The organism is Streptomyces sp. ActVer (genome assembly GCF_027270795.1).
In the GTDB taxonomy this organism is placed as follows: domain Bacteria; phylum Actinomycetota; class Actinomycetes; order Streptomycetales; family Streptomycetaceae; genus Streptomyces; species Streptomyces umbrinus_A.
The window spans coordinates 37,161-63,680 of sequence record NZ_JAPWHT010000007.1 but is presented as its reverse complement, the minus strand read 5'-3'; the positions used below and the strand labels follow the sequence as shown (position 1 = coordinate 63,680).

Genomic DNA, 26,520 nt, shown 5'->3' with positions numbered 1-26,520 from the left:
GCCGCCCGCGCGGCACGCAGGACCCGTGCGGGCGGCGCGGCATCGTCCTCCGCGGGCTGCGGGCGGGCGGCTTCACTCACTCGCGGGCCGTCCGGACGTTCTTCCCCGATGCAGGCACCGGGGGCGGTCCCGGTGGTGGTGCCGGTTGCGGTGCCGGCGTACGGGCGATCGTCCGGAGCCAGGTCGTGACTCTCTTTCCGAGCCATGGGCTGTCCCTGTGGTGTCGGAAGGCGAGTGGACGGACCTCGTAGGCGCGGTCCAGCAGAGTCTCGGCGACGGCCGCGTCCTCGGGCGAGGCGGAACGGGCGGCCTGGTGGGCGAGGGTGAGATAGAGGCGGGAGAGGGCCTTGCACAGACCGGGCCCGTCGGACGGGAGACCGAGCCGTTCGTCCGCGCCCGCGGCCAGCGCGGCCAGGCCCGCCGTGTCGACGGCACCCCGGGCGAGCGCGCCCTGCACGGCCTCCCACACCTCCGCCGTCATACGGACCCGGGCCTGCTCGTCCGTCAGCCCGTGCGCGTGAAAGAGCCGGGCCAGTCGCTCCAGCACCTCGCGGAGCCGCTCGGTCACCTCGTCGGTGCGCTCGGCGGTCCGCACATGCTCGACCCCGACGCGAACGGCGGCTGTACGCGCGGCGGTTCGGTGCCGCGAATGCTGCGGCACCACGTCCAGGGCCCGCACCGCGTCGTCCCACGCCCGCTCACCGCCCAGCGCCAGGCGCGCCCGAACCGCGCCGAACGCCGCACTGCCCAGCGACGGATTGCGCAGTCGCACCGCCTCGTAGAACGTCAGCGCCTCCTGCCACCGGCCGAGCCGCTCGGCGCAGTAGCCGAGCGCGAGTTTCGGCGCGTACTCGCCCGGGATCGCCGCGAACACCTCGTCGAAGTGCCGCCGGGCCGCGTCCACCTGGTCCCGGCCGAGCGCGAGCAGCCCGCGGTGCCAGCCGAGCCGCCAGTCGTGAGGCGCGCGCTCGGCCCCGATCAGCGTCTCGGCGGACCGCAGTTCGCTCTCAGCGGCCGCCGTCCCGCCTCCGGCACCGCGCAACCGCAGTCGGCAGCGCAGCAGATGCACCTCCGGCGAGTCGCGCCAGTCCCCGGTGTGCTGCAGCAGCGCCTCCGGCGCGGCGTCGGCCAGCCTGCTCAACTGCGCGTGGTGGTAGTCGTGCCGGTCGGGCCGCGGTACGGGCAGCCGCTGCGCGGCCTCGGAGGGCGACGGCGGCGCGTACGGGGCGGAAGCGTTCGGCGTGGCCCACCGGGCGAGGGGTGGCGCGGACCCGAGCGCCGCGTCCAGCGCGTACGACGACTGGAGGAAGAGCGGCGACGGCTCGAAGGTCTCCAGGCCGGTCCGCAGCGACCGTAACTCCCGGAAGACTCCGCGCAGTTGCTCCTCCATCTCCCGTGCGGTGGCGAACCGCTCGGCCCGCTCGCTCCGGGTCGCGCGGTGCAGCACCCGGGCGAGCGACACCAGACCGAGCCCCACGGGAGGGGGAGCCGTCATCGGATGCGTCTGCGCGGTCTCGGGCTCGCCGCCCGGTGCGCCGAGCCCGGCGATGACGTCCAGGTGGCCGAGCGCCGCCAGATCGTCCGGCGATCCGCCCAGTCCGCTCAGCCGCCGCAGCGTCTCGCCCAGACTGAACAGGTCGTCCTGGCCGGTGGATTCACCGCTGCGGCCGACGGTCGGGGCGCGGTACCCCTCCGTGGTGTGGCCGGGCAGACCGGCCATGCGGACACTTCCCACGTCGATGATCTTCGTGGTGGTGCCGTCGTGCATGACGTTGTCCGGTTTGAGGTCGCCGTAGACCTTGCCGGGCCAGTCGCCGTGCAGATATCCGAGCGCGGCCAGGAGCCGTATCCCGTAGGCGAGTACGAACTCGTGGAAGCGGCCGCCGCCGAATTCCCCCGGGTTCACCTGCGCCCGCGCCCGCACCTCCTCCAGGGTGAGCCCGTCCACGTACTGGAGGACGAGGAAGTCCCCGATCTCGGGATGGTGCCCGTAGTTGAAGACGCGGATGATGTCGTCGTGGCTGAGGTCGACCAGCGCCCGCCGTTCCTGGGCCAGGGCTTCTGCCGCAGCCACTGCCTGCTCGCCGCGCAGCACCTTGATCGCCACCTCGCGGTTGTCGACCTTGGTGTCGAGTGCGAGGTACACCTCGCCCATACCGCCGTAGCCGAGGGGGCGGATCATCCGGTACTGCCCCGCGAGCATGTGCGGCGGCGGCAGTGGCAGTCCCTCCGGGTCGCTCCCGCGGGAAGCGGCGCGCTCCAGCAGCGTGATGGAGGGCAGCAGGACGGGGTCGGGATTCTCCTCGGGCAACTCGACGCGCGCGGCCCGCAGGATCACCGGTTGCTGTGGCGCGATGAAGAACGGCTCGCTGGATTCCGGCAGTTCACCGGTCGCACCTCTGCCCGCAGCCCCGTCCATGCGTCCTCAGAATAGACGCGGGGGCCCTGAATGGTCCCGGGCCGAGGCGGAGATGATGTGCGGAAGTGACCCGAGGAGGCTTCCCACCGTCTCGGATCCCGATGAGGCGTCCCGCCACCTCGGGTCGGGGACTCCGTCCGTTGTCCTGGGCCGGCCGTCCGGTACTAGTCGCCGGGCGCGGACCGGCCCGTTGGATCAGCCCTCCTTGGCCTTCGCGTACTCCTGCGCCATGCCTCCGGCGAAGTCGTACACCACGGTGGGTTCGTCCCCCACGACCCAGGCGTCGTGACCGGGAGGGCAGACGAAGACGTCGCCGGCGCCGACCTCGGACTCCGCGCCGTCGTCCATACGGATCCGCATGCGGCCCTGGACGACGTAACCGTTGTGATGGACCTGGCAGCTCTCGGTGCCCGCGATCGGTGCCACGGACTCGGACCAGCGCCAGCCCGGTTCGAACGTCGCCACGGCGAAGTCGAGCCCGGTGAGGTGGACGGCTTCGAGGTGACCGCGAGGGAAATCGCGCCGCTCGTCCGGCTTTTCGACGGCCTTGACCTCGATCATGACGGCTCCTTCCGTCTGGCCTTGCCCAGCATGGTCTGGGGTCCGGTCGTCGCCTCTCGACGACCCCGGCCGAACCCCTCCTCTCCATCGTCTGCCCGTCCGCTCGGCTCCGCCATTCGGGGGACGGCACCCCCTACAGGGAGATGGTCACCTCGTCCTCGACCGGCGGGTCGAGTTCCTGCTCTCGATTGCCCGTCGCCGAGAAACAGCGCAACCGGACCGAGTCAGGAGTGACGTCCAGCCGCAGGAAACACTTGAAGAACGGCGGGCTGTACGTCGCCGAGCCCGGGGACAGCAACTGCGTGTAGGCCTTGCGTACGGGGAGCCGGAATCGGGAGGTGCGGTCCGGACGACCGCCGGCGCCCAGCAGACTCGCGACCAGGCGTGTACGCAGGGTGACGCGCGCGGGCGAGGCCTGAGCGCGGGTCGGGCGGATACCGAGCCGCTTCGCGATGACGGCGGTGGCCTCGGCCTCGGTGAGGGTGAAGAAGCGCCGCATGCGCAGCCGGCGTCCGTAGAGCCTGCTGTAGAAGGCGAGCGAGTCGCCGCGCAGCGGGTAGCACCGGAAGTCGTCCTCGGCGACACCGGCGACGGATACGCGCGGCACGGTGTGGGTGGCGTGCATGAAGGCTCCGCCGCCACCGGCGACCACGTACTGGATGGTGCGGCCGGCCACCGTCACCGGATAGCGCTGGTAGTTGTGGATGTCACCGCCTATCGCGGCCACGTAGTGATGGTCCGGGTCGCGCACGATGTCGTCGACGGTTCCGCCGCCGTCGATCGGGCAGGGGTGGTGCTCGGCGTCCACGTACAAGGGGGAGCCGGTGATGAGGATCTTCGGGGAGTCTCCCTTGGACACTTCCCGGAGCCAGCGGCCCTGCTCCGCGTCGACGGTCCCCAACAGGCCGGTGTCGATGCCTATGATGCGCACCGGCCCGGCGTCGACGGCCCAGTACGGGCCGGGCTGGACGGCCTGTTGGGCGGGGGACGAGCGCAACTTCCGTGCCTCGGCGAGGCGTTGCTCGTCGGTGGCGCGCGGCTTGTGCCACAGCAGCGACCGCAGCCAGGCGGGCGTCAGCGGGCGGTGCGAGGCTTCCGGCGTGAGAGGCGGGGCCTCGCAGAAGACCCGCATGAAGCCCTGCAGGTCCTCGTACCAGTCGTGGTTGCCGGGTATCGCGTAGATGGGTGCCTGGTAGTCCTTGTACGGGCGATGGAACTTCGTGCCGTAGTCGTCGGCGGTGCCGACCGGATAGACCACATCACTGGCGAGAACCGCGAACCGCGAGTCCTGACTGACCTTCAGAAAGCCTGGCACGACGGCGTATTGCGGATCGTCGCCCTCTCCCGTGTCCCCGATGACCATGAAGGAGAAGCGGTCCGGATCGTCGCGCCGGATCACCTTGTCGGCGGGTGCCCCGGCGACCGTCCGCTGCTCCACCCAGCGGCTGCGGGTCCGGCCGGTGGGGTCGCCGAACCAGGAGGCCAGTACGCCGTTGCGGGCCGGCCAGAGCGTCTTCGGGTTGAGCCAGGAGAGCTTTTCGACCCGGTGCGGCATCAGTTGCTTGTAGTCGCCGCGTTCCGCGGTGCCCCAGCCGGCGCCCTCGGCGGTGTCGCGTGAAGAGTGTGACATCGGTGCACGGTAACAACGCCCTCGTCCGGTGATCCAAGTGGGGCCGTCGAGGGCGGCGGGCACCAACTACCGTGATGTGTATGGACATCAGCGTCGTTGCCGCTGCACGAGAGGACGACAGCCCCGTCGACGAGCCGTTGCGGGTGGCCGCGCTCGCCGACCGGCTCGGATACCGCGAGGTGTGGGCCGGTGAGGGGCCCACCTGGGACGCGTTCGGATCGGGCTCGCCACCGAGCGCGTCACGCTGACGGCCGGACCCGTCCCCGTCTCCGTACGAGACCCGCTGACCATCGCCAGAGGCGCGGCATCGGTCGCCGCGGTGATCGGCCGCCCGGTCGGGGTGGCGCTGGGGACATCCAGCAAGCGGGTGATCGAAGGCGTCCACGGCCGGCCCCGCACCCGGCCCGCCGCCGCACTGGCGGAGTCCGCCGAGACGGTACGTGGTCTCATGCGCGGCGAAACCGGCGAGGCGATCGTGCCCGGAAGCACCTTCCGCCGACGTCAGCGGCCGCCCGGAGGCCCGCTCACCGTGGCGGCGTTCGGAGACCGCGCGATCGCCGTGGCCGCCGCACACGCCGACCGCATGCTTCTCGATGTCGTCTCCCCGCAACAAGTCCGGGCCCTGCGAGCCAAGTTGACCGCCGCCGCCGAGCTCGTGGGCCGGACGTCGCCCCGACTGGCCGCCTGGCTTCCCGCGGCCGTCGACCCCGAGCCCGAGTCCGTCCGGCAGATCCTGCGGAGCATCGTGGGCTATCTGACCGTCCCGGGATACAGCGACGTGTTCACCGCGGCCGGCTTCGGCGAGGCGGTCGACCTCGCCCGCTCCGATGCCACCCCGGACACCCTCCTCACCGCACTCCCGCCCGAGGCCGCCCACACACTCGCCCTGCTGGGAGACGCCTCCACCGTCCGCGCCCGCCTCGACGCGTACGCCGAGGCAGGCCTCGACGAGATCGCCGTGGTTCCCGCGACGGCGGGCGACCCGGCGGGGGAGCGGACGCTGACGGCGTTGGCGGACCTGGTGCCCTGATCGGTGCGAGTGGGATACCGCGACCGTTGAGGCCGTCGTTGCCGCACGGCAGGCCGCTGAGCACAGGAAGCTCCGGGTGCCGCAGACGGACGAGGCCCAGCCCCTGCATCATGGCCGGATGAGTGATCGTGAGGAACTGCCGGCGGCGGTGGACGCGGAGGCGCTGCTCGCGCTGGCCGAGGGGTACCACGCCCGCGGGACACGGGCGTTGGGCACCCGCGAGGCCAGTGGCCATCTGGTGAAGGTGTACGCGATCGAGGCGCCGGGGCGCGTCGTGACGGAGCGGGACGAGGCGGCGGCGCTGCGGATCGCCGGGGCGCATCTGGCGCTGGGGCGCACCCGGGGGTCGCTGGGGCTCGCCGTTCTGCTCGTCCATGCGGGAGGCGACGGGGACTATGTCCTCGTCGGCAACTGGATCGAGGGATACATGTCCGACCTGGCGGTCTTCTCCGGGCCGGCCGGGCAGCCCGAACTGCTGCGGCCGGGGCGGGTGGGCCTCGCACCCTGTGTATGGGAAGCCGCCGTTCTGGCCCATGAGCGCGACGCGTTCACCCGGCACGTCCTCGACGGCAGCGGCCCGGTCGCCGACCGGCTGGCCGCGTGGGGTGCGGACACCACGGCGGGAGACGTCCGATGACGGGCGCTCCACGGGTGAGGCACGCACGCCCCGCCGACCTGCCACGAGTCGCCGAACTGGCCGCGGAGCACGCCTCGTACGAGAAGTCCGCACCGCCCGTCCCCGACCTCGCCGAACGGCTCGGGGTCCTTCTCTTCGACACGCCGACACCGCGGTTGAGGTGCCTCGTGGCGGAGTTGCCCGACGGCGAGGTCGTCGGATACGCCACCTGTGCGCCCGAACTCTCCACCTGGGAGGGCCGCGAGTACCTCACCATGGACTGTCTCTTCCTTCGCGCCGGCAACCGGGGGCTGGGCCTCGGCGCGGCGCTGATGGAGGCCGTGGTGGCCGAGGCGCGGGACCTCGGTCTGGCCGAGGTGCAGTGGCAGACCCCCGCGTGGAACGAGGGCGCGATCCGCTTCTACGACCGTCTCGGCGCACGCGCCAAGGAGAAACTCCGCTACTTCCTGCCGGTGCAGGGCTGAGCCGCCGAGCCGCCGAGCCGCTGAGCCAGGGTTCTTCGCAGAGTTCAGTGCCACCACATCCATCGTCCCGACCGGCCGGCCCGCCCTGGGCCCGCCGCACACGAGGGGGATCGACCATGGGGAGCACGGCCGGACCGCTTGGACACACACGCCGCCTCGTCACCGGTGCCGTCGCACTGCTCGCCGCCGCGAGCCTGGTCACCGCATGCGGATCGGGGAATGACGACTCGGGCGGCGGGGGAGGTGGCGGAGCTGCGGACGCCACAGGCACCGACGACGGCGCCAGGCTGACGATGTGGACGCGCGCGGCGACCCGGCCGCAGAGCGAGGCCCTGGTCAAGGCGTACAACGCGAGCCACAAGAACGAGATCGAGCTGACCGTCATCCCCACCGACGACTACCAGGCCAAGGTAGGCGCGGCCGCCGGGTCCAAGGACCTGCCCGACCTCTTCGCCTCGGACGTGGTGTTCGTCCCCAACTACACCTCCAGCGGCCTCTTCGCCGACATCACCGGCCGAGTCGACGCCCTGCCCTTCGCCGACAAGCTGGCCCAGTCGCACATCAGGGCCGGTACGTACGAGGACAAGAAGTACGTCGTGCCGCACACCCTCGACCTGTCGGTGCTCTTCTACAACAAGGAGCTCTACAAGCAGGCGAAGCTCGACCCGGAGAAGCCGCCCACCAGCCTGAGCGAGTGGGACCAGCAGGCACGGGCCGTCGACGCGCTGGGCAAGGGCGTCAACGGCACCTTCTTCGGCGGCAACTGCGGTGGCTGCGGCGTCTTCACGTGGTGGCCGTCCATCTGGGCCGCGGGCGACGAGGTGCTGAACAAGGAGGGAACCGAGGCCGAGCTCTCCTCCGACACCGCGAAGAAGGTCTACGACACCTATCGCGGCTGGGTGGACGACGACATCGTGGCCCCCGGCGCGCGCGACGAGACGGGCACGACCTGGACCGGGGTGTTCCCCAAGGGCCAGGTCGGTGTCATGCCGATGCCGTCGGCCACCCTCGGGCTGATGCCCAAGGACCTCGACCTCGGTGTCGCGCCCATCCCCGGGCCCGACGGCGGCAGGTCCACCTTCGTCGGCGGTGACGCCATCGGCATCTCCGCCACCAGCAAGTCGGCCGACCAGGCCTGGAACTTCCTCGCCTGGTCCCTGGGCGACAAGGCACAGGTCGACGTCGTCGCCGCGAACAAGGACGTGGTGGCCCGCACCGATCTCGCGTCCAACAAGTACTCCGACGCGGACCCGCGCCTCGTGACGATCAACGAACTCGTGACCGACGGCCACACCCCGTACGCCCTGAAGTTCGGCCAGACCTTCAACGACCCCAACGGCCCCTGGCTGACGCTGATGCGCAACGCGGTCTTCGGTGACGAGGCAAAGATCGACAAGGACAACGAGGCGGTCAGTGCTTCCCTGGCCGCTGACCCTGAGGGGCAGGGGCGCAGCCCTGCCCCTCGGGGGCGCGGGGAACTGCGCGACAAGCCCCCACCCACCCGCAGCTCGCGGTCATCGCTCCGGGCCACAGGCCTGATCCCACCCACTGCAACCACATCGCACGGCAGAGGAGAGCCATGCAGGTGAAGGCGGCCGCCAGAACGGCGCCCCCGCACCGGAGCCCGCCGGAACGCCGGACCCGACCCCGGCGCACACCCGCACGCCGATGGACGTTCCGCAAGGCCCAGGGCCTCGCATACGCGGCCCCGACGGCCGTGTTCGTCACGGTCTTCTTCGTACTGCCGCTGCTGCTCGTCGGACAGATGTCACTCAGCGACTGGCCGCTGCTCACGGGAGACCGGGGCGTCAACGCGCCCGAGAACTACACCGACGCCGCCGACAGCACCCTGTTCTGGCCGGCGGTCCGCTTCACGCTTCTCTACACCGTGATCGTCACGGTCGTACTCCTCGCGCTGGCGCTCCTTCTCGCCCTGCTGGTGCAGGAGTTCCGTCCCGGCGCGGGCTTCTTCCGCACGGTCTACTTCCTGCCCAGCGCCCTCGGGCTGGCCTCCGCGTCCCTGCTGTTCTGGGGTCTCTACAGCCCGACCACGGGCCCGCTCAGCAGCATCCTGGAAGGGCTCGGTCTCGTCGACGACCCGGTGTCCTTCCTGGGGACATCGACCTCCGCCCTGCTCTCCACGGTGTTCCTCATCGTCTGGAAGTTCGCGGGCTTCTACATGCTGATCCTCCTCGTGGGCCTCCAGCGCATTCCCCACGAGGTGTTCGAGGCGGCCCGGATGGACGGCGCGAGCCGCGGCCAGATCTTCCGCTCCATCACGCTGCCGCTGCTGCGCCCGTCGCTCGCCCTGTGTCTGCTGCTCTGCGTGACCGGATCGCTGCTGGCCTTCGACCAGTTCTTCATCCTCACCAAGGGCGGACCGGACAACAGCACTGTCACCGTCGTCCAGTTGATCTACCGCGAGGCCTTCCAGCGGTTCAACCTCGGTACGGCCGCCGCTCTTTCGATCATCGTGCTGGCCGTGCTGCTCCTGCTCAACGTCCTCCAGTTCCGCGGTCTGCGCCGCGCCGACGAGTCATGACCACCGCCTGATGAGAGGGGACACCACGGTGCTCACCCGCGCCCTCGGCCGGACGCCCTACTACGTCGTCGCCGGTGGTCTGGCCGTCATCTTCCTGTTCCCACTGGTGTGGAACGCCTGGGCATCGGTCAGCGGACAGCCGGGCACCGCGCAGGAATCCGGCCACGGCCTCGGCAACTACCGGACGCTCCTCGACTACGACGCGGGCCTGTGGCGCTATCTCCTCAACAGCACCGTCGTGTCGGCGCTCACCGTCGCCCTGACGCTCGGCGTGTCGCTGCTGGGCGGCTACGCCTTCGCCCGCTTCGACTTCCCGGGCAAGAACCTGCTGTTCCTGCTCACCCTGGCGATCCTCATGGTCCCGTACGCCACCCTCCTCATCCCGCTGTACGTGCTGCTCGGCAGGCTCCACCTGCAGAACTCGCTGGTCGGGCTGAGCCTCGTACTGGCCATGTTCCAACTGCCGTTCGCCACCTTCATGATGCGGATCTCGTTCGAGGCGGTGCCGCGCGAACTGGAGGAGTCGGCCCTCGTCGACGGCTGCGGCACGGCGGGCGCGCTGCGCCGCGTCCTTCTGCCGGCGGTGCGGCCGGGGCTGATCACCGTGGGGCTCTTCGCGTTCCTCGCGGCCTGGAACGACTTCATCGCACCGCTGATCCTCATCTCCGACAGCGAGAAGGCGCCCCTGCCGCTGGCCGTCGCGAACCTGCGGCAGCAGAGCATGGGTGCCGTCGACTACGGCGCCACCGAGGCCGGTGTCGTGGTCCTCGCCGTGCCCTGCCTGCTCCTCTTCCTGCTGCTGCAACGGCACTACATACGCGGCTTCATGTCCGGCGCGCTCAAGGGCTGAGGTGCCGTCGAGCGCGCCCTGAAGTGCCGAACGACCGATCCGTACCGACCTGACTTGAGCAGATCCGACCTGACTCGAACGGACAACCGGAAGGACGAACCGAAGGCATGAACTGGTGAGGGAGAACATGGCGCGGTCATCCGTCCTGCCGGTGGCGCCGACCCGGGGCAGGCTGCGGCCACTCGGTCTCGACGAGGTCAGGATCACCGGAGGTTTCTGGGCCCGACGCCGCCACGTCAACGCGACCGCCACACTCGGACACTGCCGCGACTGGATGGAACGCGTCGGCTGGACCGGCAACTTCCGGGCCGCCGCCGAGGGCCGGATCCAACGGGACCGGCGGGGCCGCGAGTTCACCGACGCCGATGTCTACAAGCTGCTCGAAGCCATGGCCTGGGAGGCCGCCGGGCAGGGCGCCGGCGCCTCGCTGGACGCGGAGGTCGCCGCGCTCACCGAGGTCATCGCACCGGCCCAGGAGCCGGACGGCTACCTCAACACCGCCTTCGGCGGCCCGGGGCAGGAGCCCCGCTACAGCGACCTCGAATGGGGCCACGAGCTGTACTGCTACGGCTACCTCGTGCAGGCGGGCGTGGCCCAGACCCGCGCCCGGGGCGAGGGTGAGCTGGCGAAGATCGCCCGGCGGGCGGCCGACCACGTGTGCGCGACCTTCGGCCGGGGTGGCATCGAGCGCGTCTGCGGTCACCCGGAGATCGAGATGGCCCTGGTGGAACTGGCCAGGCTGACGGGGGAGCAGCGCTACCTCGACCAGGCCGCGCTCTTCGTCGACCGCCGCGGACACGGCACCCTCGCCGATCCCGAGTTCGGCCGCGCCTACTACCAGGACGACATGCCCGTCCTGGACGCCACCGTGCTGCGCGGACACGCCGTCCGTGCGCTCTACCTCGCGGCGGGCGCCGTCGACGTGGCGGTGGAGACCGGGGACGAAGCCCTGCTCGCCGCCGTAGTACGGCAGTGGGAGGCCACGGTCGCCCGGCGGACGTATCTGACCGGCGGCATGGGCTCGCACCACCGGGACGAGGCCTTCGGCGACGACTTCGTACTGCCGCCCGACCGCGCCTACTCGGAGACGTGCGCCGGTGTCGGCTCCGTGATGCTCAGCTGGCGGCTCCTGCTGGCCACCGGCGAGCCGCGCTTCGCGGACCTGGCCGAGCGGACCCTGTTCAACGTGATCGCGACCTCCCCGTCCGACGACGGCAGGGCCTTCTTCTATGCCAACACCCTGCACCGGCGCCGCCGCGGCACCACACCTTCCACGGACACCGACAGCCCGCGCGCCGAGTCGAGCCTGCGCGCACCCTGGTTCGCCGTGTCCTGCTGCCCCACCAACGTGGCGCGGACCCTGGCCCAACTGCCCGGTTATCTGGCCACGGCGGACAACCACGGCGTGCAGCTGCACCAGTACGCCGACTCGGAGATCACCACCTCCCTCGCGGGTGGCCACGGCGTCGCGCTGAGGGTCCGTACCGACTACCCGTCCGACGGGCACGTGGTCGTACGGATCTGCAGGTCCCCGGACCGGCCGTGGACCGTGTCGCTGCGCATCCCCGCGTGGACGACCGGCGCCACCACGTGGCTGGTCGACCCGGACGGGGCACGCCGCGTCGTCGCCCCGGGCACGGCCGAGGTCACCCGGGTCTTCCGGCCGGGTGACGAGATCCGGCTCGAACTGCCCGTGGCCCCGCGCTGGACCCGCGCCGACCCGCGCATCGACGCGATACGCGGCACGGCGGCCGTCGAGCGCGGGCCGCTCGTGTACTGCGCCGAGTCCGTGGACCTGCCGGACGGCCACGAGGTCGACGCGATACGAGTGGATCCGTCCGCCGAGCCGACGGACGGACCCGAGGAACCGGACGGGCCGGATGGCGCGGGAGGCGCCGTCGTCGTCGCCGGGGAACTCGTCGCACACTCCGAAGCGACCGACGCGGCCTGGCCGTACGAGCGGCCCGTCCGTCCCCTCGCGGCGAACGCCGACCGCACGGGGATCGTGCTGGTGCCCTATCACTCCTGGGCCGGCCGAGGCCCCTCGACGATGCGCGTCTGGCTGCCCACCGCGGAACCGGTCCGAACCTCGGGGCCGGCGAACCCCGAGGAGCGGGACCACTCCGCAGAGCCGGACAGCAACGCCACAGGGAGGTAGTCGTGCCCGGACCACGAAGACGCCACCGGCGAAGAACCCTGGCCGCCCCGTTGTGACAGAACGGCCGCCGTTACCCGCCGTCGCCCCATACGCACCGACGATCGGAGCCCGAGCATGTCCTCCCAACCCCCCACCCGCCGCCGTCTGTTGACGCTCGCAGCCGGGACGGCCGCCGTCCCGCTCATGCACGGTGCCACCTCGGCGCATGCCGCCACCGACGCGGCCCCGACCGCGATCGCCGCCCGGGGCACTACCGTTGCTTCGGTGTCCGCCCCACCGACCTGGTCCGTCATCCCCTTCGCGCTGGATCAAGTCGCCCTCGGCAACGGGGTGTTCCGGCAGAAGCGCGACCTGATGCTCGAATACGCGAGGACCTACCCGGCCGACCGCATCCTGGCCGTCTTCCGGGCCAACGCCGGGCTCGACACCCGCGGGGCCCGGCCGCCCGGCGGCTGGGAGACCTCCGACGGCAACCTGCGCGGCCACTACGGGGGCCACTTCCTCACCCTCATCGCCCAGGCGTACGCCGACACACGGGAGTCCGCCCTCAAGACCAAGCTCGACCACCTGGTCGGCGCACTCGGCGAGTGCCAGAGGGCCCTGGCGCAGAGCGGTTCGCCGAGACCGAGCCACCCCGGCTATCTGGCGGCGTACCCGGAGACGCAGTTCATCCTGCTGGAGAGCTACACGACGTACCCCACCATCTGGGCCCCGTACTACACCTGCCACAAGATCATGCGCGGTCTCCTCGACGCGCACACGCTGGCCGGCAACGCCGAGGCCCTGGAGATCGTCTCGAAGATGGGCGACTGGGTGCACAGTCGGCTCGGCCGACTGCCGAAGGCCCAGTTGGAGCGCATGTGGTCGATCTACATCGCGGGCGAGTACGGCGGCATGAACGAGGTGATGACGGACCTGTACGCCCTCACCGGCCGGGCGGAGCACCTCGCCGCCGCCCGCTGCTTCGACAACACCGCTCTGCTGGACGCCTGCGTCCAGGACCGCGACATCCTCGACGGCCGGCACGCCAACCAGCACATCCCGCAATTCACCGGCTATCTGCGGCTCTTCGACCACACGGGGGAGGAGGAGTACGCCGCCGCAGCCCGCAACTTCTGGGGCATGGTCGCGGGTCCCCGGACGTACAGCCTGGGGGGCACGGGCCAGGGCGAGATGTTCCGCGCCCGGAACGCCATCGCGGCCACCCTGGACGACAAGAACGCCGAGACCTGTGCGACGTACAACATGCTGAAACTGAGCAGGCAGTTGTTCTTCCACGAGCCGGACCCCGCCTACATGGACCACTACGAGCGGGGCCTGACCAACCACATCCTCGCCTCCCGCCGGGACACCCGCAGCACGACCAGCCCCCTCGTCACCTACTTCGTGGGAATGGGGCCGGGGGTCGTGCGCGAGTACGACAACACCGGCACCTGCTGCGGCGGCACCGGCATGGAGAACCACACCAAGTACCAGGACTCGGTGTACTTCCGCTCCGCCGACGGCAGCGCGCTGTACGTCAACCTGTATCTCGCCTCGACGTTGCGGTGGCCGGAGCGGGGCCTCGTCATCGAGCAGACGAGCGACTACCCGGCCGAGGGCGTACGCACCCTGACGTTCCGGGAGGGCAGCGGCGCGCTCGACCTGAAACTCCGGGTGCCGTCCTGGGCCGTCGGAGGCTTCACCGTCACGGTCAACGGGGTGCGGCAGCAGGTCGTCGCCGAACCCGGCAGCTACCTCACGCTGAGCAGGAACTGGCAGGGCGGTGACCGGGTCAGCGTCTCCGCTCCGTACCGTCTGCGCGTCGAGAGGGCGCTGGACGACCCCACCGTCCAGTCGGTCTTCCACGGGCCGGTGCTGCTCGTCGCCCAGAGCCAGGAACAGGCGTTCCGAGTGTTCTCCTTCTACAAGGACTTCAGGCTGCGGGGCGACCTCGCCGACGTGATCCGCCCCGAGGGCCGGCCGATGCACTTCACCACGCACGGCCTGACCCTGGCGCCGTTCTTCGTCGGGGACGACACCCGGTACCACGCCTACTTCAGGCGTTCCGAACCCGTGGTCGTGTTCGGGGCGGCGAACTCGGGCGTATCCAATCGCGCTCGCGCCGACGGTCCGACCTTCCTCGACGTGCTCTGGGCACAGGCACCTTTCGAGACCTCCGCCCGCTTCGTCGGGGCGGTGCGCGCCCTCGCCGACACCTGGCTGTCGGACGGGCTGTTCACGCGCTCCGAACGGGACCGTGTTGTCGCGGCCGCGGTCGGGGCGAACCTGAGGAACTGACGCCGTCGGGGGCGCGGCGCTCCGGTCAGGGTTTCACGGCCATCGCGCCGAACTGGGGGACCAGGGCAGGGCTGTCGGACTCGGCACGCCACCGGGCGCACGAGACGAGGCCGGGGTCGAGGAGGTCCAGGCCCTCGAAGAAGGCCGTGGTCTGTGCGCGGCTGCGGGCGGTGATCGGCGGGGTGGCGTTCTCGTTCCAGAACTTCATGGCCGCGATGTTGCCCTCGCCGCCGAGGTCGGCGTCGGTGGTGGGATGGGTCAGGACCAGCCAACTGCCGGACGGAACCGCCGCCATGACCCGTCGCACGATGTCCTGTGCCCGGTCGGTGTCGAGGACGAAGTTGAGGACGCCCAGCATCATCACCGCGACGGGCCGGTCGAGGTCGAGCGTCGCTCCGGCGCGCTCGATGATGGTCTCCGGGTGGTGGGCATCGGCGTCTATGTAGTCCGTGGCACCCTCGGGCGTGCTGCTCAGGAGCTTCCGGGCGTATGCGAGCACGATGGGGTCGTTGTCGACGTAGACGATCCGCGACTCGGGGGCGATCCGCTGGGCGATCTCGTGGGTGTTGTCCAGGGTGGGCAGTCCGGTGCCGATGTCCAGGAACTGCCGCGTCCCGAGGTCGGCGGCGAGATGCCGGACCGCGCGGCCGAGGAACTCACGGTCCGCGCGGGCCACGTCGCGGATCACGGGGAACATACCGGCGACCTGGTCACCCACCGCCCGGTCGGCTTCGAAGTTGTCCTTCCCGCCGATCCAGTAGTTCCAGACCCGGGCGTTGTGCGCCACCGCGGTGTTGAGACTCGCCGAACCGCTGGACGGGGTCTGGGTTTCACTCATGTCTTTCCCTTCCCCGGACAACACGTCGGGCGTCCTGGGTGTGTGCGGTCGCCGCAGCGACATCGGACCGTTGCGTCGCCCGCCATTGTGCCGGTCCTTGATCACGGAGTCCCGGGATTCGGCCCGAACGCCCGCACGTCTGTACGGCGTTGGACGTCTGCATGACGCACGGCGTCCGGCCCGGGACCTCCGGGCCGCACGCCGCGACAGGACGGGCATGGGCCGGGCTACGGCCAGTTGATGGGGTCGCCGTCCTTGTGATCCCCGAGCCAGATGACGCGTTCCGGTTCGTCGATGAGGCCGATGTCCGCGCAGGGGCCCTCCGGCTCCTTGTCGGCCGTCTGGAAGTGGGCTGCCTTCCAGCCGTCGAGGCCGTGCCGGGCGTAGAGCTCGCCGAGCACCTTCCGCAGCTCGGGGTGAGGGATGCAGGTGCGATCGGCGAAGTGTTCCCTGAGGTCGGCACGGAGGCGGGAGAGGCCGAGCTGTTCCCGCGTCGGACCGAGGTAGGGGTCGGCACGGTGACGAGCGCACTGGTCCTTGCCGCCGGCATAGACCTTGATGGAACCCTGCAGCGAGCTGTCGACGCATGCGGTGAGCGCGTGGGGCGCAGCCTGGCCGAACATCTCGGGCCACTGCTGTCGGCATACGGCCACCGGTTCATCTGCCCCGGGGTCGAAGCCGACCACGGCATCCCCCTGGCCGGGTCCTACACAGACCAGTCCCGTCGAATCCAGAGTGTGTCCCTTGCCGTCGCCGGCCACCCAGGCGTACCGACCGCCGGCCGGCCCGCACCAGCGTCGAGGCCGACGCAGAGGCCCACGCCTTCCGGCTGGGGTGGGCTCTCCTGAGGGCCGCGGGCCTCGGCCTGGGCGCTGTCCGCCCAGGCCGGGGATCTGCCCTCGACCTCGCTCCCGGCCCGGTTCAGGACTGGTACGGCTGCTGCTGCGGCTGCCCGTACGGCTGACCGCCCTGGCCGCCCGCACCCTGAGCCTGCAGCTGCTCCGCCTGCTCCTTGGTCACCTTCTGCTCCGCACCGCAGAAGGTGCACTGCGTCTGGTACTTCGTCGAGAACGGGAACAGCGGCACGAAGAACAACGTGAACTTCGTGACGCGCTTCCTGAGCGTGTGCGCGGAGGGATTGCCGCAGTGCCCGCACACCAGCGTCAGTATCGCGAGCTGGTACAGATATCCCTTGGTACCAAAGATGATCATGCTGTCGTTTCCTCCCGGGTCAACGCCCGCCGACACACCGTCGACGAGCAGCGAGGCGCGCTCACGAAGGACAGTCTCGTGCACGTCGATCTGTTCGGCGGAGGGCGTCCACATTCTCGCGGCGCGGAGGTGCTCCCTGCTGCGAGGTGCTCACCTTCGTCGTCTGGAACCTGATCTTCGGACCATGCGTCGTACAGGGCACCTCGTGCTCATGGATGTGGCGCGGGGACGGGGCCGGGCAGATGGGTGGGGCGTGGGGGAGCAGGCGGGCAGTCGGGTGGCGGTGGGGGCGAAGGCTGTGGCGGTCCGTCGGTGGCTGGGGGCCGTTGAGCGCCGGCGGTGGGGTAAGGACGCGGGAGGCCGGTCGGCCTGGGTGCGTGGGCGGGTTCTCGCGGTGCTCGCCGTGGTGACCGCTGGGCTGATGGCGTTCCACTCCGTGGTGCCCAATGCGGTGGGGCGACTCGGCAGCCTGCTGGAGACGTTTCTGCCCTGGCTCGGGCTGGCCGTTCCGTTGTTGCTCGTCCTGGCGCTGTTGCGCCGCTCGGCCCTCGCGCTGGTGGCCCTGCTGGTGCCCGTGGCGGTCTGGGGGAACCTCTTCGGCGGGCTGGTGCCGGCCGACGAGGACAGTGGCGCGCACGACATCGTGGCGGTCCAGCACAACGTCAGTGACGAGAACAGCGACCCCGAGGGCACCGCGAGCGGCCTGATCGAGGCTGCACCGGATGTCATCGCTCTGGAAGAGCTGACGCCCTCCGCACTGCCGGCCTACGAGTCGGCCCTGGCGGCGGACTACCCCCACCACGCGGTCGAAGGAACCGTCGGACTCTGGTCGAGGTATCCGCTGTCGGACGTCCGGCCGGTGGACATCAAACCGGAAGGGATCCCGGAGGGCTGGAACCGCGGTCTGCGGACCACGGCACGCACGCCACAGGGCGATATCGCGGTGTACGTCGCCCACCTGCCCTCGGTCCGCATCCGATGGAACGGCCTCAGTTCCGGTTGGCGGGACGAGAGCGCCGCTCTACTGGGTGAGGCTCTCGCCGCCGAGAAACTGGGCAAGGTCATTCTGCTCGGCGACCTCAACAGCACGGTGGACGACCGAGGGCTGGACCCGGTCACCGAGCAGATGGACTCGGCAGGGCGAAACCTCGCCTTCAGCTGGCCCGCGACCTTCCCCGTGTCCCGGATCGACCACGTCATGACCCGCTCGATGCAGGTCACCGCCATCCGCACCCTGCCCGCCACCGGCAGCGACCATCTCCCGGTCGCCGCCGGCATCAAGTCCGAGTCCTGAACATGCCGTCAGGCGATCAGTCCGTGAGCTGAACGGGCAGGCGATGATCCGGTTGTCCGTCCTTGGCGAGCATCGAATGGTCGTCAGCCACCGCGCGGTAGAGGGCGATACCGGACACGCCTCCCGCGTCTTGGATGTCCTCCGCCGTCCATACCCGGCCGCCGTGCGTGACCGACCGGCGGGAGAAGACTGCCAGCACCTCCTCCGTATCCGCCGCGTCCACCGCGGCAGCGACGGCGGACATGTACACCCCCTGACCGGTACCGATCGCCACAGAGGAGTCGAAGACCACGATGCCCACCTGAGGGCGTACCGCGATGTTGCGCGAGTGGGTGGCCTGCGGCGAGGAGACCCAGAAGAACTCGCGGTATCCCCGATGGGCGAAGTACACCGGGGAACTCCACGGCGTTCCGGCGTGGTCGGCGGTGGCGAGCACCATGTACCTGTTCGCGTCGCCGATGTCCCGTGCGACCTCGCCGGGTGATCCGCTGACTGTCATCTCAACCACTCCTGCGGTAGGTGAGTGTGAAGTCGTGCTCCCAGGTGGTCGAGTCGTCGTGCGAGGTCTCCCAGCTGCCGCGGATGGTGGTGCCGTCCTCGCCGACCTGCCCGGTGAACCGCTGCCGGAAGTCCAGTGGCGAGAAGTCCGGAGTCTCGCGCAGCAGTCGCCATACCCCGCCGGCAAAGCTCATCGCGTACAACCGGGCGACTCCCCGTGAGTCGAAGTAGTGCTGTGTGTACGCGCCCGTGTCCGGGTCGGCCGCGATGATCGCCATGCTGTCAGGGGCCTCGGCCACCGGGATCTCGGTGCGCTGGACCAGGAACCGTCCGTCCAGGGTCCACTCGAACACGCAGCGGGCGGCAGGCGTGTCCAGGCCGGGAAAGTCGGCCTCGACCACCCACTCGCCCGCCAGAACGTCCAGCCTCTCCAAGGCTTCCTGCCGTGCCGATCCGTCCATGGTGAACATCTCCTCCTTGTCGATCGCCGACGCACATCGGATGTAGGACGACCTCGGCGGGAGAAACTCATCGGTCCCGCACCGAGCGATGCCGGTCCGCCGTGCACGGGATCAGCGGGATCAGTCGACGAAGTCGGTGACGAGGGCGGCGAACTCGTCGGGCGTGGCCAGCCGGACGCCGAGGGATTCGGCCTTGGCACGCTTGGATCCGGCGCCCTCACCGGCGACGACCATAGTGGTCTTCTTGGAGACACTGGAGGAGGAGCGGCCACCGGCGCGTTCGATGAGTTCGTTCATCTGGTTGCGGCTGAGCTTCTCCAGCGGCCCGGTCATCGCACCGGTGACCACCACGGTCATCCCCGCGAGCGGACCGGCCGCCTCGCCCGCACCGCCCTCCTCGCCCTTCTCCTCGACGCTTCCCTCGCCGTTGTCCTCGCCGCTCTCCGCGGCCGGCTGGGGCGGGGTGGCGCCGGGCTCGGTCATGTTCACCCCGGCCGCGGCGAGTTTGTCGATCAGCGGGGCCAGTTCGGCCAGCTCGGCGACGATCGACGGGGCCTTCTCGGTGCCGATGCCCTCGACCTGCTGCATCGTCTCGGCGTCGGCCGCGCGAATGTGGTCCATCGTGGCGAAGTACCGGGCGATACGCCGGGACATGGACCGGCCGGTGCCACGGACCCCGAGCGCGCACAGCACCCGGGACAGCGGTCTCCTCTTCGCCGTGTCGAGCGCGGCGAGGAGGTTGTCGGTGCTGGTCTCGCCCATGCGCTCCAGACCCAGCAACTGGTCACGGGTGAGGGAGAACAGATCGGCGAGATCCTTGACCAGCTCCGCCTCGACGAGCTGGACGACCCGCGTGTGGCCCAGGCCCTCGATGTCGAGCTGGTCCCGACCGGCGGCGTACGAGAGGGCGGCGACCAGGTGGCAGTTGCGGCCGTTCTCACAGCGCCAGCGCTGCTCGCTGGTGTCGATGCCTGCCCCGCAGCGCGGGCACACCTCGGGGAAGACGATGGCCTGTTCGGCACCGGTGCGCAGATGGGCGACGGGGGCCTCGATACGCGGGATGACGTCGCCGGCCCGGTGAACCATGACGTGGTCGCCCAGGCGCAGATCGCGGCGGGTGATGTCGGCCGGGTTGTGCAGGGTGGCGTACGTGATGGTGGCGCCGTCGATCTCGACGGGCTCCAGCACCGCGCGCGGGGCGATGATGCCGGTGCGGCCGACGTTCCACTCCACCTCCAGCAGCCGGGTGATCTTCTCGACGGCGGGCAGCTTGTAGGCGATCGCCCAGCGCGGTGCGCGCGAACCGGATCCGGCGGCCTGCTGGTCGGCGGCCAGGTCCGCCTTGATGACGATGCCGTCGATCCCGAACGGCAACTCGGCCCGCAGCGCGGCGATCTCCCGCACCCGGTCCAGTACCTGCTCGGCCGTCTGCGCGACGATGCCGGGCACGGCGGTGGTCGCGGTGGTGTTCACCCCGAGCCCGGCGGCCTGCACCATGAGATCGCTGTGCGCGCTCTCGCCCAGCCGCTCCGCGAGCTCCGCCCCGGTGTCGGCGAGAGGCAGCAGGCCGTATCCGAAGAACGTCATCGGCACCGTGTAGGCGCGCTCCTTGGCCCGCAGTGTGCCCGCCGAGGCGCCGCGCGGGTTCGCGAACGGCTGCCCGCCGTGCGCGGTGCGCACCTCGTTGGCGTGCTCGAACTGGGCGGTGGTCATCAGGACTTCACCGCGCACCTCCACGGTCACCGGCTCGGCCAGTTCCTGGGGCAGGCCCTCGATGGTGCCGATCGCGTGCGACACGTCCTCCCCGGCCGTGCCGTCGCCCCGGGTGATCAACCGGTCCAGACGCCCGCGTGTGTAACGGGCCGCGATCGCCAGACCGTCCAGCTTCGGCTCGACGCTGAACCGCTCCGCCTCGTGCCCGATGCGCCGGGCCAGCGACGCGGTCCAGGCGGTGAAGTCCTCGGCCGAGAACACGTTGTCCAGGCTCAGCATCGCCACCGTGTGCGGCACATCCCCCTCCACCGCGCCGCCGGCGACCTTCCCCGTCGGGGAATCGGGCAGCACCTCGTCGGGATGGCCGGCCTCCCATGCCGCGATACCGCGCACCAACCGGTCGTAGGAGTCGTCGTCCAGCACCGAGGTGCCGCCCGCGTAGTAGGCGGCCGAGGCCTTCACCGCGTCCTCGACCGCCTGCGCGTAGGCGGCGGCATCCACGATCACTGCAACTGGTGTCGTCATGCCCGTTATCTTGCCTGCCACCACTGACAACGCCCCGGTGGCGGCGTACCGTCCACGCGTTCAGCCGCCTCGGTGGACCCGTGGTGCGCGGCGGGCGCACGGCGCCACGGCCCGATCAGGCTTGCGGCGCCTCCCGGCTGGCACAATGACGGCGCATCAGCCCCGAGTCGCCGCCGGAAAGGCTCCGTCGTGCCGCAGCAGACCGACACCGACGCAGGCTTCGCCGACCTTCTGGAGCCGTACCGCCGCGAACTGCAGGTGCACTGCTACCGCATGACCGGCTCGTACGACGAGGCCGAGGACCTGGTCCAGGAGACGTTCCTGAAGGCCTGGCGGAGCCGGGAGGCGTACGAGGGCCGGGCGAGCATGCGCACCTGGCTGTACCGCATCGCCACCAACACCTGCCTGGACCACCTGCGCCGCCACCAGCGCACCCCGCACCCGTACGAGCGGCTGCCCGGCATGGAACACGGCAAGGGCGAGCCGCCGACACGGATCGAGTGGCTGCAGCCGTACCCCGACGAGCTGCTCGCCGACATCCCCGCCGAGGAGGCGGGCCCCGAGTCGCAGGCGCTGTCGCGGGAGACGGTCGAACTGGTCTTCCTCGCCGCGCTGCAGCATCTGCCGCCGAGGCAGCGGGCGGTGCTGATCCTGCGGGACGTGGTGGGCCTGCCGGCCACGGAGACCGCCGGGCTGCTGGACCTGTCCACCGCCCCCGTCAACAGCGCCCTGCAACGCGCCCGGCCCGCACTGCGCGAGCACCTCCCCGCGGGCCGCCGTACGGAATGGGCCCCTGCGGCCGTGCCGACCCGCGAGGAGCTCGTTCGTCACCGGTGAGCTGAACACCCCTGGGTGCCCACGCCTTACGTCTCTTCCGCCGGGCTGCCCGGCCGCGTGGCGTAACGGCTGCGCATGGCATCGCCGGCCGCGGGCCCTGCCGCGAAGACGTAGTCGTCGCTGTCGTCGAGCCGGCGCCCGGTCCTGGCGTCGACGACGACGGGCTCGACCTCCTGGCCGCTGTGCGCGTCGACGAGGATCATGCTGCGTTCCGCCGTCGGAAGACGGGAGTTGCCCCACGCGGCCAGGGTGACGATCACCGGTCGCAGGGAGTGCCCGAGTTCGGTCAGTACGTACTCGTGGCGGACGGGGTTGGTCTGGTACGGCCGGCGTTCCAGCAGCCCGTCCGCCACCAGGGTCTTGAGGCGGGTGGTGAGCATGCTGGAGGAGATGCCGAGGCTCTCCTGGAACTGTTCGAAGCGGGTGTAGCCGTCGAAGGCGTCGTGGAGGATCAGCAGAGTCCACCACTCGCCGACGTGCTGCACCGTCGTGGACAGCGGGCACTCCCGGTCCTCCAGCCTGATCCGGCTTGCCACGGCGACCGTCCCTTCAGTTACTGCTAAAGTCGAAGTTAGTAGCTTCTATTTTAGCAGTTTAGTCGGGAGCGGTGGTTCACGATGCCCGCACCCGGACCCCGTATGCCCCCACCCGGAAATGGGACACCGTGACGACAACCCTCAGCGAATCCCTCGACGACCGGCGCGCCCTGGTCACCGGCGGCACCAAAGCTCACCGGCGCCGCCATCGCCCGACGCCTGGCCGAAGCCGGTGCGACCGTGCTCGTCACCGCCCGCAGCCGCCCCGACGACGTCGAGGAGAAGACCTTCGTCGGAGCCGACCTGTCCACCGCGGAGGGCGCCGCCCACGTCGTCGCGGAGGTGGACGCCCGTCTGGGAGGCGTCGACATCCTCGTCAACACCCTCGGCGGATCCGAGGCACCGGCCGGTGGCTTCGCGGCACTCGGCGAGGACGACTGGACCAGGGAACTGAACACGAACCTGCTGGCCGCCGTCCGTCTGGACCGCGCTCTCCTGCCGCACATGATCGCCGGAGGCAAGGGCGCGATCGTGCACGTCACCTCGATCCAGCGCCGCATGCCGCTGTGGAACGGAACCCTGGCCTACGCAGCCGCCAAGGCCGCCCTGACCACCTACAGCAAGGGCCTTGCCAACGAGGTCGCCCCGCAGGGCGTCCGCGTCAACGCCGTCTCGCCCGGCTTCGTCCAGACGTCCGCCGCCGACGACCTGGTCGCCCGGATCGCCCACGAGGCGGGCATCACCGAGGAAGCGGCACTGGACCGGCTCATGGACTCCCTCGGCGGCATCCCGCTCGGCCGCCCCAACCGGCCCGGGGAAGTCGCCGAACTCGTCGCCTTCCTCGTCTCCGACCGTGCCTCGGCCATCGTCGGCGCCGAGCACGTCATCGACGGCGGCACCACCCCCACCGTCTGACCCCGTCACCAACCATCACCCCCTCCACGAGGAGCGTCATGCACGACAACCAGCCCCGGACCATAGCCCTGGACGCCCTGCCCGAGGTGATCACCCGCTGTCTGACGGCTCACCGCGACCACGACACCGCCACCGCGGTCACGGCGTTCACCGGCGACGCCACGGTGGTCGACGACGGCCACACCTACGAGGGCGTCGCGGCGATCGAGGGATGGCTGGGCCGGGCCGCCACCGAATTCACCTTCACCGTCCAGCTCACCGACGCCCGGCAGACCGACGCGGACCACTACATCGCCACCCAGCACCTCGAAGGCGACTTCCCCGGCGGCACGGTCGATCTGCAGTACCGGTTCACGCTCCGCGACGGGCTCGTCGAACGCCTCGTCATCGAACCCTGAGCCCGCCTACTTGCCGCGCACCGCCCTTTGCCCGGAGGGCGGCCGCCGCGTCAGCACTTGGGGCGTTGTCCCGTCGCGATGAGTGCCTCGCCGAGAAGGCGAACCGCCTTCGGGCCGACTCCGTGCATGGCCAGCAGCTCGGCCTCGCTCACCTCGGCGACCTGGGCGAGCGTGGTGATGCCGACGTTGGCGAGCGCCCGAGTGGCGGGACTTCCGATGGCCCTGGGCAGGTCACCGACCTCACCGGCAGCCGCCGTCTCCGCGGCTTGTGCCCGCGCCGCCAGTCGCTCGGGCGCGTGCGCGAGCCAGGCGCGACGCACCCAGTGGGTGAGCTGCTGACCGTTGATGTCCCCGATCGGAATGCGTACGCCGATGGGCGTCGCGCCGCGGGTCAGCCGCTCGGCGGTCGCGTGCGCGGCGAGAACCTCGTCCGCGTCCGCCGCGGGGAGGTGCAACTGCACGTAGTCGTCCTTGCCCAACGAGGCGAACCGCTTGTCGCGCACGGTGAACGACTTCGTGCCGGAGCCGGTGCTTCGCTCCGCCGTCTCGGGGAGCGAGAGCGCCGTCCTGCGCAGCTGGGCGGGGCTGGTCATGGATGGGGGTCCTTACGCCTGTGGCTGGGCGCGGGCGATGAGCAGGGCCACGTCGTCGTGGTTGTCGGGGTGGTGGAGGGTGCTCAGGAGGAGGTCGCAGACGTCCTCCAGGGGGCGCGTGGGGTCGTCGAGGAGGCCCAGGAACGTGTTCAGGCGGTCGTCGAGGTCGTGCTGGCGCGTTTCGACGAGCCCGTCCGTGTAGAACACGAGCTGGTCGCCGGGATCGAGATCGAAGGTGGTCGTGGAGAAGGCGACGCCGCCCACCCCGAGGGGCGCCCCGGTCGGCAGATCGAGCAGTTCGGGAGGGCGGCCGACGCGGATGCGGGCCGGGGGCAGGTGCCCGGCGTTGGCGATCCTGCACTGGTGCCGGTGGGGGTCGTAGACGGCGTACACGCAGGTGGCGATGGACTCGTCCAGGCCCCCGGTGGTCTTGTCCAGATGTTCCAGGAGCCGGGCGGGATCGAGGTCGAGCGAGGCCAGCGTGCTCGTCGCCGTGCGCAGCCGGCCCATGGTCGCGGCCGCGTTGATACCGCTGCCCATCACGTCGCCCACGACGAGCGCGGTCTTGTCGCCGTCGAGGGGGAGGACGTCGAACCAGTCGCCGCCCACCTCGCCGGCCGCCCCCGCGGGCTGGTAGCGGGAGGCGACCTCGAGCCCGGCGGTCATGCGGGGGTGGCTGGGCAGCAGGCTGCGCTGCAGGGCGACGGCGGTGTTGCGGGCGTTCTGGTACCAACGGGCGTTGTCGATCTGCACGGCCGCACGGGCGGCCAGCTCCCGGGCCAGTACGAGGTCGTCGTTGCTGAAGGGCCGCGGATTGCGGGTCCGCTTGAGATCCAGCGCGCCGAGCACCTCGCCGCGCGCGACCAACGGCACCGCCAGGTACGAGTGGACACCCGCTCGGCCCAGCAGCACGGCCGCCTGGGGATCCTGGGCGATACGCGGCAGGTCCTCGTCCTTCACCTGCGACACCATGACCGGGCTGCCGGTACGTATGCACTGGGTGACGAGCCGGTCGGAGCCGTACCGGGCCACCTGTCCGTGAGGGGCCGCCTCGTCAGGGGCCTCGGTGGCGGCGTGATCGGTCCGGACGGCAAGCGTGCGGATCAGCGTGTGCTCGGTTGGACCGAGGTCGCTGCGGCGGCCTTCCACCACCGCCTCCAGCAGGTCCACGGACGCGATGTCGGCGAGCTCCGGCACGGCGACGTCGGCGAGTTCACAGGCGGTGCGGTCCAGCTCCAGCGTGGTGCCGATACGGGCGGAGGCGTCGGCGATGACCGTGAGGCGTCGTCGCGCTGTCTCCGCCTCGATCGCCGAGCGGTGCCGCTCGGTCACGTCGACGACCGAGACGGCGACCCCCAGCACGGTCTGCAGGGAGTCCTCCAGCCGGTAGTACGAGGCCGACCAGGCGTGATCCTCGTTCGGGTCGGCCGGGGTCCGGCCGACCGTGGGCTGTTCGACAAGCGGGACACCAGTGTCCAGGACCTGGCGCGCCGCGGACTCTATGGCCTCGGCGTCCAGGAACGGCAGGGCCTCGCGGATCGTCCGGCCGACGTGCTCCGCGGCGGAGATCCCATTGATCCGCTCCAGGGCCGGGTTGACCGACACGTACCGCAGGTCCCTGTCCAGGACCGCCAGCCCGATCGGGGACTGCGAGACCATCTGTACGGACAGCGCGACATCCCGTTCGAGGCGGTGCACGGTCGACTGATCGGCCGCGAGCCCCAGGGCGTAGACGCCACCGCGGTCGTCCAGGAGCCGCATGTTCCGGAACTCCACGAGCCGCGTGGTGCCGTCCTTGTGCCGGACGGGAAAACCGCCGGCCCAGCCCCGGCCGGTGTCCATGACGTCGGTGAACAGCTTCACGGCCAGGTCGATGTGCTGCTCGTGCACCATCAGCCGGGCCGCGTACTCGCCCAGCGCCTCCCGTGCCGTGTAGCCGAACAGTTCCTCGGCCTGCGGGCTCCACAGCACGACGCGTCCCTCGGTGTCCAGCACCACCGAGGCCACGCCCAGCACATCCAGCAGCGCGCTCGGCTGTAACGGCCCGCGGACCCGCTCGTCGTCGTCCGACACGGGAATTCCGGCTGCGCTCATTGCAGGCACCGCTTTCGCCCGTTTACGCGGCACGC

At 70.8% G+C, this 26,520-nt stretch carries 24 protein-coding genes and 1 pseudogene; 13 read left to right on the top strand and 12 right to left on the bottom strand.

From position 1 onward, the window contains the following. Positions 1-76: 76 nt before the first annotated feature. The 3 genes from O3Q52_RS02575 to O3Q52_RS02565 all read right to left on the bottom strand — a co-directional run bounded on the left by O3Q52_RS02575 (position 77) and on the right by O3Q52_RS02565 (position 4,610). Positions 77-2,419 carry a serine/threonine protein kinase gene (locus O3Q52_RS02575; protein WP_269647128.1) on the bottom strand — a complete coding sequence of 781 codons (2,343 nt, stop codon included), beginning with the start codon at positions 2,417-2,419 and terminating at the stop codon, positions 77-79. Between the two features lie 195 nt (positions 2,420-2,614). Beyond that, the gene (locus O3Q52_RS02570; RefSeq protein WP_143642475.1) at positions 2,615-2,980 is read right to left on the bottom strand and encodes a cupin domain-containing protein; all 366 of its coding nucleotides are present in this window, start codon (positions 2,978-2,980) and stop codon (positions 2,615-2,617) included. A 133-nt stretch (positions 2,981-3,113) separates the two neighbouring features. Beyond that, on the bottom strand, positions 3,114-4,610 hold the full coding sequence (locus O3Q52_RS02565) for a metallophosphoesterase (RefSeq protein ID WP_269647127.1): 1,497 nt from the start codon (positions 4,608-4,610) through the stop codon (positions 3,114-3,116). 80 nt (positions 4,611-4,690) lie between these two features. Between O3Q52_RS02565 and O3Q52_RS02560 the strand changes: the two genes are divergently transcribed. The 9 genes from O3Q52_RS02560 to O3Q52_RS02520 all read left to right on the top strand — a co-directional run bounded on the left by O3Q52_RS02560 (position 4,691) and on the right by O3Q52_RS02520 (position 14,571). Then, complete coding sequence (locus O3Q52_RS02560) at positions 4,691-4,858, top strand: hypothetical protein (protein ID WP_269647126.1); 168 nt, start codon at positions 4,691-4,693, stop codon at positions 4,856-4,858. Beyond that, the gene (locus tag O3Q52_RS02555) at positions 4,813-5,640 is read left to right on the top strand and encodes an LLM class F420-dependent oxidoreductase (RefSeq protein WP_332112844.1); all 828 of its coding nucleotides are present in this window, start codon (positions 4,813-4,815) and stop codon (positions 5,638-5,640) included. The genes O3Q52_RS02560 and O3Q52_RS02555 overlap by 46 nt, the downstream gene beginning before the upstream one ends. Positions 5,641-5,758: 118 nt before the next feature. After that, positions 5,759-6,277 carry a hypothetical protein gene (locus O3Q52_RS02550; protein ID WP_269647125.1) on the top strand — a complete coding sequence of 173 codons (519 nt, stop codon included), beginning with the start codon at positions 5,759-5,761 and terminating at the stop codon, positions 6,275-6,277. Beyond that, positions 6,274-6,741: a GNAT family N-acetyltransferase gene (locus O3Q52_RS02545; RefSeq protein WP_269647124.1), complete on the top strand. Its 468-nt coding sequence runs from the start codon at positions 6,274-6,276 to the stop codon at positions 6,739-6,741. Before O3Q52_RS02550 ends, O3Q52_RS02545 begins: the two co-directional genes overlap by 4 nt. Positions 6,742-6,857: 116 nt before the next feature. Next, a complete protein-coding gene (locus tag O3Q52_RS02540) occupies positions 6,858-8,330 on the top strand; it encodes a sugar ABC transporter substrate-binding protein (protein ID WP_269647123.1) in 1,473 nt (490 codons plus the stop codon). Continuing rightward, positions 8,321-9,283 carry a carbohydrate ABC transporter permease gene (locus O3Q52_RS02535; protein ID WP_269647122.1) on the top strand — a complete coding sequence of 321 codons (963 nt, stop codon included), beginning with the start codon at positions 8,321-8,323 and terminating at the stop codon, positions 9,281-9,283. The genes O3Q52_RS02540 and O3Q52_RS02535 overlap by 10 nt, the downstream gene beginning before the upstream one ends. Positions 9,284-9,311: 28 nt before the next feature. Then, positions 9,312-10,133: a carbohydrate ABC transporter permease gene (locus O3Q52_RS02530; protein WP_307531956.1), complete on the top strand. Its 822-nt coding sequence runs from the start codon at positions 9,312-9,314 to the stop codon at positions 10,131-10,133. Between the two features lie 127 nt (positions 10,134-10,260). Next, positions 10,261-12,291 carry a glycoside hydrolase family 127 protein gene (locus O3Q52_RS02525; protein ID WP_269647120.1) on the top strand — a complete coding sequence of 677 codons (2,031 nt, stop codon included), beginning with the start codon at positions 10,261-10,263 and terminating at the stop codon, positions 12,289-12,291. A 114-nt stretch (positions 12,292-12,405) separates the two neighbouring features. Beyond that, positions 12,406-14,571 (top strand): glycoside hydrolase family 127 protein, encoded by a 2,166-nt coding sequence (locus tag O3Q52_RS02520; RefSeq protein ID WP_269647119.1) that lies wholly within the window; start codon positions 12,406-12,408, stop codon positions 14,569-14,571. A 25-nt stretch (positions 14,572-14,596) separates the two neighbouring features. Here O3Q52_RS02520 and O3Q52_RS02515 read toward each other — a convergent pair whose 3' ends face one another. The 3 genes from O3Q52_RS02515 to O3Q52_RS02505 form a co-directional block, all read right to left on the bottom strand. After that, positions 14,597-15,409, bottom strand: coding sequence for an SAM-dependent methyltransferase (locus O3Q52_RS02515; protein ID WP_269647118.1), 813 nt, complete (start codon positions 15,407-15,409; stop codon positions 14,597-14,599). 227 nt (positions 15,410-15,636) lie between these two features. Further along, the gene (locus O3Q52_RS02510) at positions 15,637-16,095 is read right to left on the bottom strand and encodes a hypothetical protein (protein ID WP_269647117.1); all 459 of its coding nucleotides are present in this window, start codon (positions 16,093-16,095) and stop codon (positions 15,637-15,639) included. 235 nt (positions 16,096-16,330) lie between these two features. Continuing rightward, on the bottom strand, positions 16,331-16,621 hold the full coding sequence (locus O3Q52_RS02505; RefSeq protein ID WP_189841982.1) for a zinc-ribbon domain-containing protein: 291 nt from the start codon (positions 16,619-16,621) through the stop codon (positions 16,331-16,333). Positions 16,622-16,937: 316 nt separating this feature from the next. On the opposite strand from O3Q52_RS02505, the gene O3Q52_RS02500 reads away from it, so the two are divergent. Beyond that, positions 16,938-17,915 (top strand): endonuclease/exonuclease/phosphatase family protein, encoded by a 978-nt coding sequence (locus O3Q52_RS02500; RefSeq protein ID WP_269647130.1) that lies wholly within the window; start codon positions 16,938-16,940, stop codon positions 17,913-17,915. A 16-nt stretch (positions 17,916-17,931) separates the two neighbouring features. Here O3Q52_RS02500 and O3Q52_RS02495 read toward each other — a convergent pair whose 3' ends face one another. The 3 genes from O3Q52_RS02495 to ligA all read right to left on the bottom strand — a co-directional run bounded on the left by O3Q52_RS02495 (position 17,932) and on the right by ligA (position 21,112). Next, positions 17,932-18,414, bottom strand: coding sequence for a pyridoxamine 5'-phosphate oxidase family protein (locus O3Q52_RS02495; protein ID WP_269647116.1), 483 nt, complete (start codon positions 18,412-18,414; stop codon positions 17,932-17,934). A gap of 1 nt (position 18,415) precedes the next feature. After that, positions 18,416-18,874, bottom strand: coding sequence for a hypothetical protein (locus tag O3Q52_RS02490; RefSeq protein WP_269647115.1), 459 nt, complete (start codon positions 18,872-18,874; stop codon positions 18,416-18,418). 120 nt (positions 18,875-18,994) lie between these two features. Continuing rightward, on the bottom strand, positions 18,995-21,112 hold the full coding sequence (gene ligA, locus O3Q52_RS02485) for an NAD-dependent DNA ligase LigA (protein ID WP_269647114.1): 2,118 nt from the start codon (positions 21,110-21,112) through the stop codon (positions 18,995-18,997). Positions 21,113-21,301: 189 nt separating this feature from the next. On the opposite strand from ligA, the gene O3Q52_RS02480 reads away from it, so the two are divergent. Then, positions 21,302-21,949, top strand: coding sequence for an RNA polymerase subunit sigma-70 (locus O3Q52_RS02480; RefSeq protein WP_332112841.1), 648 nt, complete (start codon positions 21,302-21,304; stop codon positions 21,947-21,949). A 26-nt stretch (positions 21,950-21,975) separates the two neighbouring features. Here the strand turns inward: O3Q52_RS02480 and O3Q52_RS02475 are convergent, their stop codons facing one another. Continuing rightward, positions 21,976-22,485: a helix-turn-helix domain-containing protein gene (locus O3Q52_RS02475; protein ID WP_269647113.1), complete on the bottom strand. Its 510-nt coding sequence runs from the start codon at positions 22,483-22,485 to the stop codon at positions 21,976-21,978. A 128-nt stretch (positions 22,486-22,613) separates the two neighbouring features. On the opposite strand from O3Q52_RS02475, the pseudogene O3Q52_RS02470 reads away from it, so the two are divergent. Together O3Q52_RS02470 and O3Q52_RS02465 are read left to right on the top strand one after the other, a co-directional pair. Beyond that, positions 22,614-23,400: pseudogene (locus O3Q52_RS02470) on the top strand (SDR family oxidoreductase). 38 nt (positions 23,401-23,438) lie between these two features. Then, complete coding sequence (locus O3Q52_RS02465; RefSeq protein ID WP_269647112.1) at positions 23,439-23,798, top strand: nuclear transport factor 2 family protein; 360 nt, start codon at positions 23,439-23,441, stop codon at positions 23,796-23,798. A 50-nt stretch (positions 23,799-23,848) separates the two neighbouring features. Here O3Q52_RS02465 and O3Q52_RS02460 read toward each other — a convergent pair whose 3' ends face one another. Both O3Q52_RS02460 and O3Q52_RS02455 read right to left on the bottom strand, forming a co-directional pair. Next, positions 23,849-24,391 carry a hypothetical protein gene (locus O3Q52_RS02460; RefSeq protein WP_269647111.1) on the bottom strand — a complete coding sequence of 181 codons (543 nt, stop codon included), beginning with the start codon at positions 24,389-24,391 and terminating at the stop codon, positions 23,849-23,851. Between the two features lie 12 nt (positions 24,392-24,403). Then, on the bottom strand, positions 24,404-26,485 hold the full coding sequence (locus O3Q52_RS02455) for a SpoIIE family protein phosphatase (RefSeq protein WP_269647110.1): 2,082 nt from the start codon (positions 26,483-26,485) through the stop codon (positions 24,404-24,406). Positions 26,486-26,520 lie beyond the last annotated feature (35 nt).